The sequence below is a fragment of the Aliiruegeria haliotis genome, from assembly GCF_003003255.1.
GTDB lineage: Bacteria > Pseudomonadota > Alphaproteobacteria > Rhodobacterales > Rhodobacteraceae > Tropicimonas > Tropicimonas haliotis.
Genome location: NZ_PVTD01000005.1, coordinates 261,381 through 278,924, shown reverse-complemented (window position 1 = coordinate 278,924; position 17,544 = coordinate 261,381). Strand labels below are relative to the sequence as shown.

The following is a 17,544-nucleotide window of genomic DNA, read 5'->3' as shown; positions in this document are numbered from 1 at the left end:
CATTGCATTGGCCAGAACAAGACAGGTCTAGGAATGAAGATAGCCATCGTTGAGGACAGCTTCGCGATTGCCGGAAGCTTCGTGATCTCCGGGCGCGGCGACGCGAAACCCTGGGTCCGGACAGAAGCTGCGGTCCTGACCGTCCATATTGAACGGGACGGCATCACCGGTCGCGGGGAATGCACACCCTATCCGCGCTACAACGAGACGCTGGAAAGCTCCACCGCCGAGATCCGGGCGATCGAGCCGAAGCTGCAGGCGGGGATCACGCGTCAGGACCTCCTGTCGGCAATGCGGGCGGGTGCCGCACGAAACGCGGTGGATTGCGCGCTGTGGGACTGGGAGGCCAAGGCGACTGGCAAACGGGTGTGGGACCTCGCGGGCCTGCCAGCGCCGGAACCGGTCCTCACCGCGTTCACACTGTCGCTCGGCAGCCCCGAAGACATGCAGCAGGCCGCGTCGGAAAACGCCCATCGCCCGCTGCTCAAGATCAAGCTCGGGGGCGAGGGAGATATCGAGCGCTTGCGTGCTGTCCGCGCTGGCGCCCCCCACGCGCGCATCGTGATTGACGCCAACGAAGGCTGGACCATCGATACGTACCGGGAAATGGCGGCGCTGCTGCCCGGGCTCGGCGTCGAGATGGTCGAACAGCCCCTGCCCGCCGCCAACGACTGTGACCTTGCGGGAACCGACCGCCCGTTGCCGGTCTGCGCCGACGAAAGCTGCCACGACCGTGCTTCGCTGCCCGGGCTGACGGGTCGCTATGACATGATCAACATCAAGCTCGACAAGACCGGCGGATTGACCGAAGCGCTCGCGCTGCGCGCCGCGGCCGAGACCGCGGGATACGGCGTGATGGTCGGATGCATGATGGGCTCATCGCTGGCCATTGCGCCGGCGCAGATCGTCGCGCAGGGCGCCAGTGTTGTCGACCTCGACCCGCCGCTGTTGCTGGCAGAAGATCGCGAGGCGCCGCTGACCTTTGACGAGGCTGGCGTGCATCCGCCGTCGCGCGCCCTCTGGGGCTGACAACGCGGCAGGCGCACAACGACTCCGGTGCAGCGGCCGCAGCGCCGCAGTGTTGGGCTCCGCGCTTGACCCGGGCCGCGACAGCGCCCAAGACGCTTGCACCAGGACAAAGGAGACGACGGTGAGCCGCATTGTTTATGTCAACGGGGAGTACCTTCCCGAGGAGAACGCCAAGGTGTCGGTCTTCGACCGTGGCTTCCTGTTTGCCGATGGCGTTTACGAGGTGACCTCGGTGCTGGGCGGCAAGCTGATCGACTTCGCGGGGCACGCCAAGCGCCTCCAGCGGTCGCTGGACGAGCTGGACATGCCTGCGCCCGACGCAATGGGCGACCTGCTTGAAATTCACAGGGAACTGTTGGCCAGAAACGAGATCGAAGATGGTCTTGTCTATTTGCAGATTACGCGTGGCGCGGCCGCCGACCGGGACTTTGCCTTTCCGGGCGACGATGTGAAGCCGACGCTCGTACTGTTCACCCAGTCCAAGCCCGGGCTCGCCGACAGCCCCGCGGCGAAGGTCGGCATCAAGGTCATTTCCATCGAGGACATCCGCTGGGGCCGCCGCGACATCAAAACGGTGCAATTGCTCTATCCCTCGATGGGAAAGATGATGGCGAAGAAAGCTGGCGCCGACGATGCGTGGATGATCGAGGATGGCTTCGTGACCGAAGGGACCTCGAACAACGCCTACATCGTGACGGGCAACAAGATCGTCACCCGGCACCTCGGCAACGAGATCCTGCACGGGATCACGCGCGCCGCCGTGCTGCGGTTCGCCCGGGAGGCTCAGATGGAAGTCGAGGAACGCGCCTTCACGATCGACGAGGCGAAGGAGGCCGACGAGGCCTTCATCACCTCCGCGTCCACCTTCGTCATGCCGGTCGTGAACATCGACGGCACGGACCTTGGCGACGCAACGCCCGGCCCGGTGGCCGCCCGTTTGCGAGAGATCTACCTGGACGAAAGCCGCAAGACAGCCGTCTGAACGCACGCATTTGCGGTTCCGGAAGGCTCACGCGCGTCTTCAGGGCCTGCCGGCCCCTCATCCCCTTGGGCCCGGCACGCGTTCCGCGTGCCGGGCTTCTCCTTGAGGGATCCGTTCAAAGAAAATGTGTCGCCTAACAGCACGTCGAGCACCGGGGAAGGCTCGCCCTGTCGCCGGAAGCACAGCACAGAGCCTTCGGGTCGCCTGCGCGCCGACGGCGCGCCCGGCCCAACAGGACGATGGGCCGGCGGGCCCTGAGGACGGGCGGGAGCGCCCCGGCCAACCTTCGACCGGTCTTCCGCGCTATTCTCCGTAGGGGACCCAGACTGTCCGAACCTCGGTCGCCTGCGCGAGCACCTCTCGCCCGGACGTGCCGCCTCCGATCCCCGCGCACCACGTCCGCTTCAGGTTCCCGGCAGACGCGGCCTCGATCCCCTGATCCAGATCCGGTGTGGACAGGTTCCACACCGCGTCAACATCAAGGTGAGACGCAATGTCGGCCGACAGGCTGCCTTGCCCACCGGTGACGATGTTGACCACGCCGGCGGGGACGTCGGACGTCTCCAGAACCTGGTAGAAATCCGTCGCCACCAGCGGGAAGGCGTCGCTCGGCACCAGGACAACCCGGTTGCCCATCGCCATTGCGGGACCCATGGCGGAGATCAGGCCAAGCAGTGGCCGATCCGGTGGGCAGATCGCACCGATCACGCCGACCGGTTCATTCACCGCCAACGCCAACCCGCGCAAGGGCACGCCCTTGGCCGCGCCGTCGAACTTGTCGGCCCAGGCGGCGTGGGTGAACAGCAGGTCGATGGCGGCCTCCACCTCGGCCTTGCCGCCTTTCTTGCCGGTCAGATCGTCGATCCGCCTTGCAAACTCGGCGGCACGGGCCGACAGGTTCTCGGCGACGTAATACAGGATCTGCGCACGCAGGTGGCCGGACGTCCCAGCCCACGCGGCCGCCTTGCTGGCCGCCTCGACAGCGTTGCGTATATCCTTGCGATTGCCTTCACCGACATGGCCAAGCAAAACGCCCTTCTGTGACCAGATCGCCCGAGAATACCCGCTGTCCGGCCGGGACTGCTTGCCCCCGATGAACATCTTTGCGGTCCGGTCCAGCGGATCGTCGCGTGAAGGGTCGGCCGGTGCGGCACAGGGCGCGACCGGCTTGGCCCGCGCGGGCACATCCCCGGCACGGGTATAGGCCAGCAACCCTTCCCAACCGCCTTCACGGCCAAAGCCGCTTTCCCGGACCCCGCCGAACCCGGCCGCTGCGTCGAAGAGGTTCGTCGAGTTCACCCAGACCACGCCTGCGGTCAGTTTGGGTGCGATATCCAAAGCCAGGTTCACATTCTCCGACCAGACGGAGGCTGCGAGACCGTATCGGGTGTTGTTCGCGATTTCCAAGGCTTCCGCTGGCGTCCGGAAGGTCGTCGAGACCAGAACCGGTCCGAAAATCTCCTCCTGCATCAGCGTGTCGGCCGGTTCGAGCCCGGTGATCAGGGTGGGCGGGTAGAAACACCCGTCCGGCAGGGTGCCGGACGGCTGGTAGAGGTCACCCTGCTTCGCACCTTCTGTCACCAGCCGTGTGACCGTGTCCAGTTGCACCGGATCAACGAGCGCTCCCACGTCGATACACTTGTCGAGCGGATCGCCGATGCGCAACCGGTCCATCCGTGCCTTCAGCTTGGTATGGAAACGATCCGCGATCCCCTCCTGCACCAGCAGACGGGAGCCCGCGCAGCAGACCTGCCCCTGGTTGAACCAGATCGCATCGACCAGGCCCTCGATTGCGGAATCAAGGTCGGCATCCTCGAAGACGATGTAGGGAGACTTGCCGCCCAACTCCAACGTCAGAGACTTCCCGGACCCCGCCGTCGCGGACCGAATGGCACGACCGACCGCCGTCGACCCGGTGAACGCGATCTTGTCGACCTCCGCCCCGACGATCATCTCGCCGACCGCTCCGTCCCCCGTCACGATATTCACTACGCCGGCCGGCAATCCCGCCTCCTGGCAGATCTGCCCGAAAAGAAGCGCTGTCAGAGGCGTATACTCGGCCGGTTTCAGAACCACGGTGTTGCCCATGGCGATGGCGGGCGCCACCTTCCAGGCCAGCATCAGAAGCGGAAAGTTCCAAGGGATGATCTGCCCGCACACGCCAAGCGGAACGCGCCCTGGCAACTCCTCCTCCATCAGCTGGGCCATGCCTGCATGATAGTAGAAATGGCGTTGTGCCAGCGGGATGTCGATGTCCCGGCTTTCCCGGATCGGCTTGCCGTTGTCGAGGGTCTCCAACACCGCGAAGAGCCGCGCATGTTTCTGCAGCAACCGCGCCAGCGCATAGAGAAACCGCGCGCGCTTGTGCCCACCAAGGGCGGCCCAACGGGGTTGCGCCTTCCGCGCCGCCGTGACCGCCGCTGTCACATCGGCCCCATTGGCCTGCGTGACCTTCGCCAATACCGCCCCGGTCGCCGGGTTGCGGCTTTCAAAGACCGTCCCTGCCTCGGTGAAGGTTCCGTTGATGAAATGCCCCAGGGACCGCCCACGCCCCTCCAGCCAGGCCTGCGCCTCGGCGTCGCTTTCGGGGGCAGGTCCGTATTCCATGCTCTCGAAGATATCCTGAATGTTCATGTCGTCTTCCCGGTCCAAATCCCCATGTCGCGCCCGATCACCTTCTCGCGGTCAGGCAAGCGGATGACGCCAGGCGGCCGAATAGGCGCCGGTCAGGTGGTGTTCCAATTGCCGTTCAATATCGCCAAGCAGCGAAGAGGCGCCAAACCGGAACAGATCGGGCTGAAGCCAGCGATGCCCCAGTTCCTCCTTGAGCAGCATCAGGTAGGTCAGGGAATCCTTGGCCTTTGATATCCCGCCGGCAGGTTTGTAGCCCACCCGAACGCCGGTCCGGTCCTGGTAGTCGCGGATGGCCCGCATCATCACCAGGCTGACCGGCAATGTTGCATTCACGCTTTCCTTGCCGGTCGAGGTCTTGATGAAATCGGCGCCGGCCATCATGCAGACCAGCGAGGCCCGCGCCACGTTGCGCAGGCTGCCCAGCTCGCCGGTCGCAAGGATCGCCTTCACATGAGCCTCGCCACAGGCCGCGCGGAACTGTTGCATTTCTTCATAAAGAGCCTGCCAGTTTCCGGTCAGTACATGTCGACGCGAGATCACGATATCGATCTCCTCGGCACCGGCCTTCACCGACTCGCCGATCTCTGCCAACCGTAGGTGGAACGGCGACAGCCCTGCCGGGAACCCGGTTGAAACCGCTGCAACCGGAATGCCGCTGCCGTCCAGGGCCTCGACCGCCACCGGGACCATATCGTGGTAGACACACACAGCCCCCGTCGTCAGCCGCTCAAGCCCGAGTGCCTCTAGCAGGTCGGCCCGCACCGGGTGCCGCGCCTTTGCGCAGAGCCGGCGCACCCGGCCGGGCGTGTCGTCGCCAGCCAGCGTGGTCAGGTCGATCATCGAGATCGCCTTCAGCAGCCATGCCGCCTGGTAGTCCTTCTTGACGGAGCGCCGCCCCGGCAATGTCGCGGCACGCCGTTCGATGGCAGACCTGTTTGCCTGGGCGCGCATCACCCAGTCCATGTCCAGATCCATCCCGGGGTTTCGGGCCTCTGTCACCTGCGGCAGGTGGGCCGAGCCACGGGTCACGGCCGTCGTGCTTTCGGTTTCGGTCTGCACGGGGCGAGTCCTCCCTGAAGTTCAGGATTGCAAGGTCGCACGCAGCGCGTGGCGGCGCAATGGGGAGCCTTACGCTCGCGGCAAGCGGTCCAAGAGCTTGCTTGCGGTGAACGGGTCTGCCGGGCCCACCTCGGTGAAGCCCAGTCGGTTATAGCTTTTCCAGTTGGTCGTGATCCCACGGCAATGCCAATACCCGAAACGAGCGTCCCGAAGCCACTTTACAGGCAACTTCGTCTCCGGCCGGTGCACGTCCCAGCCAATCCCCCTCCGCCAACCGCCCGGAACGATGCAGTATTTGCTTGGGCATGGCTTGTCGCCGACCCGTTCGTGAATGTGGTCGGCATGGACATGCGGCGGCTCAAGCCCCAGCGGCGGCATCCGCCACTTTCCATCGAAAGCGAGAAAACCGAAACGGCTCGACACGGTCGCATCGAAGACCGACCCCGCGCCGCTCCAGACCAGTTCGTCCAGATCGGCGTTGAGCACGGCCCGCGCGCGGTAGAGAAACCGCAGCCGCGCGAGATTCAGCATCGCGGGTTGCAGGAACTTCGCTCCACCACCGCCCTTTTTCGCGCGCACGGGTCCATAGGGATGCGGAACCTTCAACACCACCGCGCGCTTCAGGCCAGTTTGCGCCAAGGCATCGAGCACCGCCTCGGGGGCATAGTCATCGGAGCCATTGTCCATGACCAGCATCGCCTCGAGCCCATGCTCACCGATATGGAACCGCGCCCAGTCCGCGATCCACTCAAGCCGGTTGTTGCGGGAAATGTGCAGCGAGGCGTTCAACCCGGCAAAGATGCCCGACTGGTCCGGGCTCACACCGCTTTCGCCCGACCATCGACCGGCGGAGGTGGCAACGGTACGGCCCGCTGCGCCGCGCAGGTGGACAATGTCATGGCGCCGCCATGCCTCGACCCGTCGGACCCGTGCCGGGGCACCATCGAGCCGCAGGGCGCCATCCGCAATCATCGCCTTGAAGTTCAGGAGCTTCGGGCAGACCAGCAGCACCTCCTGGTCGCGCTGCACGGCATCGTACCAAAGGGTGGTCCAGTCATAGGCCGCGTCGAACCCCTCTCCCTGCGCGTCCGGCGGGATGATCGCGGAGCGACGCAGCCCGCTTCCCTCGACCGACAGGGAGCACATCTCTTGAACGGAGAAATCGGGCCAATCCATGCCGCCTCATAGGACGAACACACCCCTGAAGCCAACCGCTTAGCGTCTCGGAGCCGTTCGGTCCGCGGATTTTGGACGCGTATTCTAGCAAAGACGCCCGTCGGCCGGTCTCCGGCTATTCGGCTGCCGCATGTACCTCGGCATTCTGCGACAGCGCCATGTGCGCATCGTATTGCGACAGGAACACCCGCCCGTTCAGCTCATCGAGGAAATGGCTCCGCTTCAGCCGGTCCATCACCGGCCCCTTCACCTCCGACAGATGAAGCTTGATGCCCATGTCCTTCAAACGATGCAGAATGCTCTCCAGCGACTCCAGCGCGGAGAGGTCGACCTCGTTCACCGCGGGAAAGTTCAATACCACGTTCTTGAGGTTCCGGTCCCCGACAACGCGGTCGTAAACGTAGTCCTCCAGAAACCGCGCATTGGCAAAATACAGGCTTTCGTCCACCCGCAAGGTCACCATCGTCGGATCTGTGAGCACCTTGTGGCGGCAGATATTCCGAAAGTGCTGCGTCCCGGGGACCAGCCCGATCTCGGCCACGTGGGGGCGGGATGTCTTGTAGAGATGCAGGAAGATCGACAACACGACACCCGCCGACACGCCGACCTCTACCCCCATGCCCAGCGTCAGCAGGATCGTGGTGGCGACGGCAAAGAAATCCGCCCTCGAGTAAGCCCAGGCATGGCGCAGAATGGAGAAATCGACGAGGCTCAGGACAGCCACGATGATGGTCGCAGCCAGCGTCGCCTTGGGCAGGAAGAACAGCAGCGGTGTCAGCAGCAAAGCCGCGAGCGTGATGCCCACGGCGGTGAAGGCACCGGCGGCCGGTGTCTCCGCCCCGGCATCGAAATTCACGACAGAGCGCGCGAAACCGCCGGTCACCGGATAGCCGCCCGAGACAGAGGCGGCGATATTGGACGTGCCGAGTCCGATCAGTTCCTGATCCGGGTCGATGCGTTGCCGTTTCCTTGCGGCAAGGGTCTGGGCCACCGATACGGATTCCACGAAGCCGATGATGGAGATAAGCACGGCGGAGGCGACCAGCGCCGCCCAGAGGTCAAGATCGAAGCTCGGCGCGGTCAGGGGCGGCAGGCCACGCGGCACCGCGCCGACGATGGCCACGCCACGGTCCTGCAGCCCGAGCCCCCAGGTGATCACCGTGGTGACAACGACTGCGGCGACGGGTCCGGCCTTGGTCAGAACCTCCGCCAGTCGCGGTTTGATCCCGGCCCCGAGCAGGAACGGCTTCAGCCCCTTGCGGACCCAGAACAGGAACGCCGTTGCCGTCACGCCGATCAGCAGCGTCCAGAGGTTCGTATCGCCAATGCTTCCCAGCAGGTGTGCAAGCGTTTCGATCAGGTTGTGACCGGAAGCGTCCACTCCGAGGACATGTTTGAGCTGCGAGGTGGCGATCAGGATCCCGGAGGCCGTGATGAAGCCCGCGATCACCGGATGGGACAGGAAGTTCGCAACAAAGCCGAGTTTCAGCAAGCCCATCAGAGTCAGAAAAACACCGGAAAGAAACGCAAGTGTAATCGCCGCGAGAGCGATGGCGCGCGGATCATCAAGCCCAAGGTTGCCGACCGCGGCTGCCGTCATCAGGGAGACCACCGCGACCGGCCCGACGGCCAGCGCCCGCGAGGTGCCGAAGATCGCGTAGGCCACCAGCGGCAGGATCGACGCATAGAGTCCCATTTCCGCCGGAAGCCCGGCCAACAGCGCATAGGCCAGCGATTGCGGAATCAGCATGATCGTCACGATCACCGCAGCCAGCAGATCGCTCTCCAGGCTCTGTCGCGAATAGGATTTGCCCCAATCGAGGATTGGGAGGTACTGGCGCAGGAAGGGAGGCATTGGAGGTCTCGCAGCGGGAGAAAACGGCGCGCCCCGATCGGCGCGCCGCGGCTTGGTTCAGACGTCGGACACCTTGGTGGTGACCTTCTCGGGCTTGGCCATCCATTCACGCCCCTTGAGCATCGCGCCCCAGTACACAGGCGGCAGCAATTGCTCCTTGAGCCACCAGGCCATTCGGGTCGGCCGGGTGCCGTCGATGACCCATTTAGGGAAGGAGGGCAGCAACGTGCCGCCATAGCCGAATTCGGCCAGCACGATCTTGCCGCGTTCGACGGTAAGCGGACAGGACCCATAGCCATTGTAGGCACCGCGCGGGTTGCCACCGAGGATGTCGGCGGTCACGTTGGCGGCGACAACCGGGGCCTGCATCCGTGCGGCAGCCGCGGTTTTGGCATTCGGCGCGTTCATCACGTCGCCCAGTGCCCAGATGTTGTCAAATGTCTTGTGGCGCAGGGTTATCTGGTCCACGTCGACCCATCCCACCGCGTCGGCCAGCGGCGACACACGGATGAAGTCCGGCGCGGTCTGCGGCGGGCAAACGTGCATCATGTCGAACTCGACATCGATACGCCGTGGTTCGTGATCGGGCTCCTTCACCTCGAAGGTCGCCGTCTTCGCCGCACCATCCACCGCGACCAGATTGTGGAAGAAGTTGAGCGTTGCGTCGTACTTCTTCACGTATTCCATGAGCGCCGGCACGTAGTCCTTGACCCCGAAGAGCACGCCCCCGGCATTCATGAACTGAATATCGATGTTGCCGAGCACCTCTTCGCGGAACCAATGATCGCCGGAAAGGTACATCGCCTTCTGCGGCGCGCCCGCGCACTTGATCGGCATTGGCGGCTGGGTAAAGAGCGCCCGACCCTGCTTGAGGTTCTGAACCAGCTCCCAGGTGTAGGGCGCAAGGTCATAGCGATAGTTGGAGGTCACGCCGTTCTTGCCCAACGTATCCACCAACCCGTCAACTGCGTGCCAGTCCAGCTTCAGGCCCGGGCAGACGATCAAGCGGTCATACTTCACCACCCGGCAGCCATCGAGGATCACCGCATTGTTGCCGGGTTCGAAGGCCGCAACCGCGGACTTGATCCAGTGCACGCCTTTCGGGATCAGGCTGCCCATCGTGCGGGCCGTGGTCGCCGGATCGAAGATTCCGGCCCCGACCATGGTCCAGCCGGGTTGATAGTAGTGAATGTCCGCCGGATCGATCACCGCGATCTCGATGTCACGCATCCGGGACTTGAGCGACGATGCGACCGCGATCCCACCGGCCCCGCCACCCACGATGACCACATCGAACCGAGCATCGCCCGAGTCGGTCGGGGTCTTGCCGCCGTTCACGATCCGACGCACCACCCCGCCCATGTCGTAGCCCGCAGCCTTTGCCGTCGCGAGGATCTCGGAGGTTTCCATGTCCTTGGCATGGGAAAGCGACCAGAGCGTCGTGCAGCGCGTGCCTGTACGGCAATAGGCGAGGACCGGTCCCGGCAGCGTGGTCAGCGCCTTGCCGAACTCCTCCGCCTGTTCGTCGTGTACCATTCCGGATGTCACCGGCTGGTAGAGGCATTCAAGCCCCACTTCCCTTGCCTTCGCCTCGACTTCCTCGAAGGTCGGCTGGTCGGCTCCTTCGCCATCGGGCCGGTTGCAGACGATGGCACGGAACCCCGCATCCTTGATCTTCTGCACGTCCTCGGGCTCGATCTGCGGAGCAACCGAGATCGCATCAGTCAGTTTCTTGATTTCCAGCACGTCTCGTATCCTCTCCCACTGGCGCGCCCGGGCAGATCTCCCGCCCGGGGCAGCTTGTCCTGTTTCCACGCCTTGATAGGCTCACAGGCCGTTCACGGGAACCTTGAGCATCGGATTGCCATCGTCATCTGTGGGGATCTCGCCCGCACGCATATTCACCTGCAGCGACGGAATGATGAGGTTCGGCATCGCCAGAGTGGCATCACGCTCGGTGCGGAACTTGACGAAATCCTCCTTCGTTTTTCCTTCGCCAACATGAATGTTGTGCTTCCTCTCTTCGCCTACGGTGGTCTCCCATGCGATCTCGCGACCATTGGGGCCGTAGTCGTGGCACATGAACAGGCGGGTCTCGTCTGGAAGTGCGAGCACCTTCATGATCGAATCGTAGAGCGTCGCGGCATCGCCGCCCGGGAAATCGGCACGTGCCGAGCCACCGTCCGGCATGAAAAGCGTATCGCCCACGAAAGCCGCGTCGCCGATCACATGGACCATGCAGGCCGGCGTGTGGCCGGGTGTGTGCATGGCAAAGACCTTCAGGGAGCCGATTTCGTAGGTATCCCCGTCCTTGAAGAGCGCATCGAACTGCGACCCGTCGCGCTGAAACTCGGTGCCTTCGTTAAAAATCTTCCCGAAGACGTTCTGAACGGTGACGATATGCTCGCCAACGCCGATCTTTCCGCCCAGCTTCTCCTGGATATAGGGAGCCGCCGAAAGGTGGTCGGCATGCACATGGGTCTCGATCAGCCATTCGAGCTTGAGGCCATTGTCCTCCACGAACTTGATCAACTCGTCGGCGTGTTCATAGGTGATGCGGCCCGCAGCGTAGTCGATATCCATGACGGAATCGACGATGGCGCAACTGTTGGAGGCCGGATCCTTGACGACGTAGGAAATCGTGTGTGTCTGCGGATCGAAGAAGCCGGTGACTTCTGGCTTCACGGAGATATCGATGGGGTAGTCCATGGTTTCCTCCTCGGACTCTCAGGAATTGGTGTTTGGCGCCGGGCCCTTCGGAGCCTGTGTGATGGGGCCATGCGCGGCCGGCTGGTGCAGCGCCGGCCCACCGGGCGTTTGCAGCCGCGCGCCAAAGTGCGTGTTGATGTACCGTGCGATCACCATCCCGCCGATCATGGCGAGGGTAAAGAGGATGACTTCGATCCGGCCGGTGCCAAGCGCCGGTATGGCGCCCCCGGGACAGAAACCGGCAATGCCCCAGCCGACGCCGAAGACGGCGGAACCTGCAAGCAGCTTGGCATCGACACGGCGGTTTTGAGGCAGGTGGAACATGTGGTCGAAAGTCGGCCCGGGACGTCTCAGCACGAAGCGGTAGCCGGCGAAGGCCACAGCGACCGCCCCGCCCATCACGAATGCCAATGACGGATCCCAGGTGCCCGCGACGTCAAAGAAGTTCAGCACCTTTTCCGGATTTGCCATGCCCGAGATCGAGATCCCGAGACCGAAGACAAGCCCGACGAGGTAGACAGATAGAAGACGCATGGAATCAGCCCCCCAGAACGTGGCGCACGACATAAACGGTGAGCGCCGTCGCAGCCATGAACGTGGCAACCGCCGCAAGGGAGCGCGGAGACAGGCGGGCGAGGCCGCATACGCCATGTCCCGAGGTACACCCGGAGCCGTAGGACACGCCGAGGCCCACCAGCAGACCGCCGAGTAACAGCGCAGGAGTGGACACCGGAACCGTGACCTCCGGCCAGTTTCCGGTGATCAGCAGGTAAAGGGCCGGGCCCGACACCATGCCGGCCAGCAGAGCCCAGCGCCACATCCGGTCATCCTCGGCGAATATCGCGGCCGAGAGGATCCCGGTCGCGCCCATGATGCGGCCCACGGACGCCATCAGCAACACCGCCGCCAGCCCGATCAGCAGGCCGCCAAACAGCGATGTGATTGGTGTGAAGTTCACGATTTCCATGCAGCTACACCTTGTCGATCTTGCAGGTCTTGATGCCGAACAACTGGTAGGGCGGACAGTAGCCCATCGCGGCCGTTCCCAGCATCGCGAGGCCGACTATTGCGGCAATGGCAGTCCAAAGTGTGCTCGAAATGGCTGTGAAGGCCGCGATCAGAAGAACCGCGCCCAGAATGGCCCGGATGACGCGATCGGTCGAACCCATGTTTGTGGTCATTTTCGTGTTTCCTGTTGTCTCGGTCGCTGCGGGCGGACCTTGGCCATTTCAGCACCGGGGAGGGTCCCGCATTTCCCTCTCGGGGTTTCAAGCAATGCAGGCCCGGCACCGGTGAGTCGCCCGGCGCAAGGCCTCGTTGTGATCATGATGTAGACCCACAGGAATAAAAATTCAAGTTATTGAATGTGATTTTCCGGGACATAATTTTAGAACACCGGCTCGTCATGCCCCGAACCCCGAAAGGTAGCGCCCTCGTTTTTGGCACCCAAATCGATTTCAATTGCCTCCCCAGCGCCTTGAAACCACCGATCGCACGGGAATGTCGCAGGTGGCAGCGCTCACATGGCCTTGACCTTTGCCCCAAGGTGAGCGGAATACTTGAGGGCCGCGCGATGCAAAACTCCTCACGTCGGAGCCCATGCAAAGGGCGGCAGGATCAGACGGCGGCTCAAGACCGCGCGGGATCCTGAAGGCCCGCCCCAAGAAGCGGGCCGTTCCCGCAAAGGGTCTTCCGAGCCGCCTTAACCGGCACTGTTTGGAGGACCTCTCGTATGCGCTGTTTCACTGTTCTCGGCCCATCGAACTCAGGAAAAACGACCCTGATCGATGCCCTGAGTCACCTGGATTCGAAGCCCGTAAGGTCCGAACTGGCCGAGCATTTCGCAATCACGCAATTCACCTACCTCGACGAGGAGTGGTGCGCCTTCGATGTCCCTGGCGGGTCGGATTTCCTCGGGTATTCGGGGGAAGCGCTGGCAGCCAGTGACGCGGCGATCCTCTGCGTGCCGCCGGAACCGGAGGCCGCCGTTCTCTGTGCCCCATACCTTCGACTGATTGAGGAATCCGGGACCCCCTGTATCCTGTTCATCAACCGGATGGACACCACCAACAATCGCGTCCGCGACATCGTCGCCGGGCTGCAGGCCTATGCCAATCACTCGATCGTCCTGCGCCAGGTGCCGATCCATCAGGACGGAGAAATCGTGGGTACGGTCGATCTGATTTCCGAACGCGCCTGGGAGTTCCAGGCCGGCAAACCGTCGCAACTGATCGAGATCCCCGATGGCGTGATGGAACGTGAACAGGAGGCCCGTACCGAACTTCTTGAACACCTCTCCGATTTCGATGACCACCTCCTTGAAGAACTGATCGAGGACAAGCAACCGCCGCGGGACGAAGTCTATGACATCGCCACATCAGTGCTGCGCGACAATGAAGATATTCCTGCCTTCCTGGGCTCGGGCGCCAACAAGAACGGCATCACCCGGTTGATGAAATCACTGCGTCACGAGGCACCGCAAGTGACATCCACAGCCGAGCGCCTTGGTGTCGATGCCATCGCCGCCGGTGTCTTTTCGAGCTTCCGCAAGCACATGGGCAAGGCCATCGTTCTGCGCTCCCTCGGGGCCGAGATCGCTTCAGGCTCAATGCTGGCCGGCGAGTCGATCGCCAACCTCTCCGATATCGAAGCCAAGCACCCGGTGCAGTCCATCGCCCCCGGCGCGGTTGCCCTCGTTGTGAAATCCGACCACCTGAACTCCGGCTACCTCTTCTCCGAGACTGAGGCCGTGCCGATGGCGGATTGGGCGCGCGGTCACACGCCAAGCTATGCAACCCTTGTCACACCTGTGCACGAGAAAGACGACGCGCGTCTTTCAAGCGCGCTGGCACGCCTTGGCGAAACCGATCCGGGCATGACGGTGGAACAGGACGAAGCCTCGGGGCACGCCATGCTGCGCCTGCAGGGCCCAATGCACCTGCGGCGTGTCCAGGCCGCACTTGAGGCAGATTTCGGTGTGTCCGTCGGCTCGGAACCGGTTGCGTCCCGCTACCGGGAGTCGATCTCCAAGCCGGTCGAGCATCAACATCGCCATCGAAAGCAGTCTGGCGGCGCAGGGCAGTTTGCCGATGTCCATATGAAGATCGCACCGCAACCGCGTGGTGAAGGCTTCGCGTTCAACGAAGTGGTCAAGGGGGGCGCGGTCCCTCGCAACTACATCCCGTCGGTGGAAACCGGCGCACGGGATGCAATGGTGAAAGGGCCTCTGGGGTTCCCGGTCATCGACGTCGCCGTAACCCTGACGGACGGCAAAGCGCATTCGGTCGACAGTTCTGACTTCGCGTTCCGCACCGCCGGAAAGGCCTGTGTCAAAGAGGCCTTGCAAAACGCTGGTCCGGTCCTGCTTCAACCGATCGACCGTGTGGATATCCATGTGCCCTCGGTTTTCTCCGGTGCAATCGTCACACTGGTGAGTTCACTCAAGGGACAGGTCCTGGGATTCGACCCGAACCCGGACGCCAAGGGGTGGGACATTTTCCACGCCCTCTTGCCTGACAGCTCGCTGGAGGAACTCTCGCGCTCGCTCGGCGGAGCGACGCAAGGCACCGCATGGTACGAGGCCGAGTTCGACCACTACCAGGAAGTTCACGGGAAGGAAGCCTCTCGGATCAGCGAAGAGGCCAAGGCGGACGCCTGACCTTGCACGACCAAGACATGGACAGGGGGCGTCCCGGCGCCCCCGACCGTGCAAATCCCCGGACCAGCGCCGGCGCGACTTGACCTCAGGTTGCAAAAACCCTCCATCAGGCTCATATGGGAGCCGATCAGGAAGGGAGCCATTGCATGAACTATCTCGAGTTCGAGAAACCTCTGGCAGAGATCGAAGGCAAGGCCGAGGAACTCCGGGCGATGGCTCGTGCGAACGAGGAGATGGACGTCGAGGCCGAAGCCTCCGCGCTCGACGCCAAGGCCGACGCCATGCTGGCCGAACTCTACGGCGGCTTGACCCGGTGGCGGAAATGCCAGGTCGCCCGGCACCCTGACCGCCCGCATTGCAAGGACTACATCGACGCGCTCTTCACCGAGTACACACCGCTGGCCGGCGACCGGAATTTCGCGGATGATCACGCGGTCATGGGCGGAATGGCCCGTTTCAACGACCGGCCGGTCGTGGTGATCGGCCACGAGAAGGGCAACGACACCACCAGCCGCATCGAGCGCAACTTCGGAATGGCCCGACCCGAGGGTTACCGCAAGGCAATCCGCCTGATGGACCTTGCCGACCGGTTCAACCTTCCCGTTGTGACACTGGTGGACACGCCCGGTGCCTACCCGGGCAAGGGCGCGGAAGAACGCGGCCAGTCGGAGGCCATCGCCCGTTCCACCCAGAAGTGCCTGACCATCGGCGTGCCGCTGGTTTCCGTCATTGTCGGCGAAGGTGGCTCGGGGGGCGCCGTTGCATTTGCCACCGCCAACAGGCTCGCAATGCTGGAACACTCGATCTATTCGGTGATCTCACCGGAGGGATGTGCGTCGATCCTGTGGAAGGATGCGGAGAAGATGCGGGAAGCCGCCGAGGCGCTGCGGCTTACCGCACAGGACTTGCTGGAGCTTGGCGTCACGGATCTCGTGATTCCCGAACCCGTTGGCGGCGCGCACCGCCACCGCGAGACAGTGATGGCCAGTGTCGGCGAGTCCATCCACGCAATGCTGGAAGAGCTTGGCCAGATGGACCGGGCGGCGCTTGTCGCGGACCGCCGGAAAAAATACTTGGAACTCGGCTCGACCGGTCTCGCGGCCTGATCTGTCGATACAGGGCGCCGCACTGCCGGAGCCCGGGTCAAACCGGGATCCGGGGCGGATGACCGCGACCACCCAGCGAGCCGCTGGGCTGGTCGCAGTTCAGGCCGGAATGTCGCCCTCTTCGATCAGTTTCTTGCTGAACAGACCGTAGGCCCGCCGCCATGCCGCTTCGAGCTCGGGCGTGAACTTCCCTTCTCCGAGCTTCTCCCGGAAAGACTCCATCAGCGCGTCTTCCATAGGCTCGAAGTCGGCCTGCTTGATGCCCAGCATCGTGTGGAGGTGCCCGAGTTCCTTGTAGTCGACCGGGTTCTCCTCCGGTTCTTCGAGGTTGGCGAGGATCAGCCCGAGGGTGTTCATGAAACGCATCCCCTGCCCCTTGAGGTCTTCGCGGAACAGCTCCCGCAGATGAGGGGCACGCTCGAACAGCGCTTCGTAGAAATGAATGGACGTCGGCTCGAGTCGCGGCTTCAAGTCTTCAAAGCTCTGTTTGACCATCGCGATTTCTTCAGTTGAAGTCGGCATCAAGGTCTCCATGACTGTTGATCTCCCTTTGGCGGCGAGAGTGTCACGGAAGCGAAATGGCGGAATTGATTCATCGCAAACTGCGACATTTCCCGCAGGGGACTGCCAAATTATAAGGCAAAAACACCTCTTTTGTCGAGCAAGCCGCCGCCGGGAGCGGTTGAAACCGGTGCTCGCGCGCCCATTTATTCATCAAACAGAATTTGAGAGATCCATGTCCGCCACTGTGAAGCTGACCTGCCCCGATTGCGGGGCAATCAACCGCCTGCCGACCAATGCACTCCACGCCGGCCCGAAGTGCGGGACCTGCGGCACCCGGCTCCTGGATGGAAAGGTGCATGAAATGACCTTCCGCGAGGCGCAAAAGTCGATCCGCACCGACGGTCTACCGCTGCTCATCGACTTCTGGGCGCCCTGGTGCGGACCATGCCGCCAGATGGCACCGCAATTCGCGCAGGCTGCTCGGGCACTGCGGGGACAAGCGCGGTTCGCAAAGGTCGATACGCAACGAAATCCGGACGCAACCGTGCGCTACAACATCCGTGGAATCCCCCAACTGATCCTGTTCCATCGCGGGCGGGAGGCCGCACGGCTCTCGGGCGTCCGCCCGGCCAACCAGATCGAGACCTTCGTGCGTGAGAACGTCAAGCTGCCGGCTTGACATCGCGCTCGTGTTAGGCGAATGGAACTGTCCGTGGGGCCGTAGCTCAGTTGGGAGAGCGCGTCGTTCGCAATGACGAGGTCGTCGGTTCGATCCCGATCGGCTCCACCAGAATTCCCCATGAACTGTCACACAGTTGCGCGTCGTGTCGTC

At 63.3% G+C, this 17,544-nt stretch carries 15 protein-coding genes and 1 tRNA gene; 6 read left to right on the top strand and 10 right to left on the bottom strand.

What is annotated here, in order from left to right; all coding sequences use genetic code 11:
• The first annotated feature begins 33 nt into the window (after positions 1 to 33).
• Both dgcA and CLV78_RS14400 read left to right on the top strand, forming a co-directional pair.
• On the top strand, positions 34 to 1,029 hold the full coding sequence (gene dgcA / locus CLV78_RS14405; protein WP_106205523.1) for an N-acetyl-D-Glu racemase DgcA: 996 nt from the start codon (positions 34 to 36) through the stop codon (positions 1,027 to 1,029).
• A gap of 121 nt (positions 1,030 to 1,150) precedes the next feature.
• A complete protein-coding gene (locus CLV78_RS14400) occupies positions 1,151 to 2,011 on the top strand; it encodes a D-amino-acid transaminase (protein ID WP_106205522.1) in 861 nt (286 codons plus the stop codon).
• A gap of 303 nt (positions 2,012 to 2,314) precedes the next feature.
• On the opposite strand, the gene CLV78_RS14395 is transcribed toward CLV78_RS14400, so the two are convergent.
• The 9 genes from CLV78_RS14395 to CLV78_RS14355 all read right to left on the bottom strand — a co-directional run bounded on the left by CLV78_RS14395 (position 2,315) and on the right by CLV78_RS14355 (position 12,625).
• Entirely contained in the window at positions 2,315 to 4,645 is a 2,331-nt protein-coding gene (locus tag CLV78_RS14395) for an aldehyde dehydrogenase family protein (RefSeq protein ID WP_106205521.1), read from the bottom strand.
• A gap of 51 nt (positions 4,646 to 4,696) precedes the next feature.
• Positions 4,697 to 5,704: a deoxyribose-phosphate aldolase gene (gene deoC / locus CLV78_RS14390; RefSeq protein WP_245925063.1), complete on the bottom strand. Its 1,008-nt coding sequence runs from the start codon at positions 5,702 to 5,704 to the stop codon at positions 4,697 to 4,699.
• Between the two features lie 69 nt (positions 5,705 to 5,773).
• A complete protein-coding gene (locus tag CLV78_RS14385) occupies positions 5,774 to 6,880 on the bottom strand; it encodes a hypothetical protein (RefSeq protein WP_106205520.1) in 1,107 nt (368 codons plus the stop codon).
• 115 nt (positions 6,881 to 6,995) lie between these two features.
• Positions 6,996 to 8,735 carry a SulP family inorganic anion transporter gene (locus tag CLV78_RS14380; RefSeq protein ID WP_106205519.1) on the bottom strand — a complete coding sequence of 580 codons (1,740 nt, stop codon included), beginning with the start codon at positions 8,733 to 8,735 and terminating at the stop codon, positions 6,996 to 6,998.
• A 57-nt stretch (positions 8,736 to 8,792) separates the two neighbouring features.
• A complete protein-coding gene (locus tag CLV78_RS14375) occupies positions 8,793 to 10,478 on the bottom strand; it encodes a bifunctional protein tyrosine phosphatase family protein/NAD(P)/FAD-dependent oxidoreductase (protein WP_106205547.1) in 1,686 nt (561 codons plus the stop codon).
• An 84-nt stretch (positions 10,479 to 10,562) separates the two neighbouring features.
• Positions 10,563 to 11,444: an MBL fold metallo-hydrolase gene (locus tag CLV78_RS14370; RefSeq protein ID WP_106205518.1), complete on the bottom strand. Its 882-nt coding sequence runs from the start codon at positions 11,442 to 11,444 to the stop codon at positions 10,563 to 10,565.
• 18 nt (positions 11,445 to 11,462) lie between these two features.
• Positions 11,463 to 11,978 (bottom strand): YeeE/YedE family protein, encoded by a 516-nt coding sequence (locus CLV78_RS14365; RefSeq protein ID WP_342751834.1) that lies wholly within the window; start codon positions 11,976 to 11,978, stop codon positions 11,463 to 11,465.
• Positions 11,979 to 11,982: 4 nt separating this feature from the next.
• Positions 11,983 to 12,411: a YeeE/YedE family protein gene (locus tag CLV78_RS14360; protein WP_106205517.1), complete on the bottom strand. Its 429-nt coding sequence runs from the start codon at positions 12,409 to 12,411 to the stop codon at positions 11,983 to 11,985.
• A 4-nt stretch (positions 12,412 to 12,415) separates the two neighbouring features.
• The gene (locus CLV78_RS14355; protein WP_106205516.1) at positions 12,416 to 12,625 is read right to left on the bottom strand and encodes a YgaP family membrane protein; all 210 of its coding nucleotides are present in this window, start codon (positions 12,623 to 12,625) and stop codon (positions 12,416 to 12,418) included.
• A 551-nt stretch (positions 12,626 to 13,176) separates the two neighbouring features.
• Here CLV78_RS14355 and CLV78_RS14350 point away from each other — a divergent pair.
• Complete coding sequence (locus CLV78_RS14350; protein WP_106205515.1) at positions 13,177 to 15,102, top strand: elongation factor G; 1,926 nt, start codon at positions 13,177 to 13,179, stop codon at positions 15,100 to 15,102.
• A 146-nt stretch (positions 15,103 to 15,248) separates the two neighbouring features.
• Entirely contained in the window at positions 15,249 to 16,208 is a 960-nt protein-coding gene (locus tag CLV78_RS14345; protein ID WP_106205514.1) for an acetyl-CoA carboxylase carboxyltransferase subunit alpha, read from the top strand.
• Positions 16,209 to 16,307: 99 nt separating this feature from the next.
• Here the strand turns inward: CLV78_RS14345 and CLV78_RS14340 are convergent, their stop codons facing one another.
• Positions 16,308 to 16,730, bottom strand: a complete 423-nt coding sequence (locus CLV78_RS14340; RefSeq protein ID WP_158263537.1) for a globin domain-containing protein — start codon at positions 16,728 to 16,730, stop codon at positions 16,308 to 16,310.
• A 214-nt stretch (positions 16,731 to 16,944) separates the two neighbouring features.
• Between CLV78_RS14340 and trxC the strand changes: the two genes are divergently transcribed.
• Together trxC and CLV78_RS14330 are read left to right on the top strand one after the other, a co-directional pair.
• Positions 16,945 to 17,391, top strand: coding sequence for a thioredoxin TrxC (trxC, locus tag CLV78_RS14335; RefSeq protein ID WP_106205512.1), 447 nt, complete (start codon positions 16,945 to 16,947; stop codon positions 17,389 to 17,391).
• 35 nt (positions 17,392 to 17,426) lie between these two features.
• Positions 17,427 to 17,502 (top strand) — tRNA-Ala (locus CLV78_RS14330).
• Positions 17,503 to 17,544: the final 42 nt, after the last annotated feature.

What these genes read in the sequence shown, in the direction of transcription:
- dgcA (WP_106205523.1), top strand. Translation starts at nt 34, where the DNA reads ATGAAGATAGCCATCGTTGAGGACAGCTTCGCGATTGCCGGAAGCTTC.
- CLV78_RS14395 (WP_106205521.1), bottom strand. Translation starts at nt 4,645, where the DNA reads ATGAACATTCAGGATATCTTCGAGAGCATGGAATACGGACCTGCCCCC.
- CLV78_RS14385 (WP_106205520.1), bottom strand. Translation starts at nt 6,880, where the DNA reads ATGGATTGGCCCGATTTCTCCGTTCAAGAGATGTGCTCCCTGTCGGTC.
- CLV78_RS14380 (WP_106205519.1), bottom strand. Translation starts at nt 8,735, where the DNA reads ATGCCTCCCTTCCTGCGCCAGTACCTCCCAATCCTCGATTGGGGCAAA.
- CLV78_RS14370 (WP_106205518.1), bottom strand. Translation starts at nt 11,444, where the DNA reads ATGGACTACCCCATCGATATCTCCGTGAAGCCAGAAGTCACCGGCTTC.
- CLV78_RS14365 (WP_342751834.1), bottom strand. Translation starts at nt 11,978, where the DNA reads ATGCGTCTTCTATCTGTCTACCTCGTCGGGCTTGTCTTCGGTCTCGGG.
- CLV78_RS14360 (WP_106205517.1), bottom strand. Translation starts at nt 12,411, where the DNA reads ATGGAAATCGTGAACTTCACACCAATCACATCGCTGTTTGGCGGCCTG.
- CLV78_RS14355 (WP_106205516.1), bottom strand. Translation starts at nt 12,625, where the DNA reads ATGACCACAAACATGGGTTCGACCGATCGCGTCATCCGGGCCATTCTG.
- CLV78_RS14350 (WP_106205515.1), top strand. Translation starts at nt 13,177, where the DNA reads ATGCGCTGTTTCACTGTTCTCGGCCCATCGAACTCAGGAAAAACGACC.
- CLV78_RS14345 (WP_106205514.1), top strand. Translation starts at nt 15,249, where the DNA reads ATGAACTATCTCGAGTTCGAGAAACCTCTGGCAGAGATCGAAGGCAAG.
- CLV78_RS14340 (WP_158263537.1), bottom strand. Translation starts at nt 16,730, where the DNA reads ATGCCGACTTCAACTGAAGAAATCGCGATGGTCAAACAGAGCTTTGAA.
- trxC (WP_106205512.1), top strand. Translation starts at nt 16,945, where the DNA reads ATGTCCGCCACTGTGAAGCTGACCTGCCCCGATTGCGGGGCAATCAAC.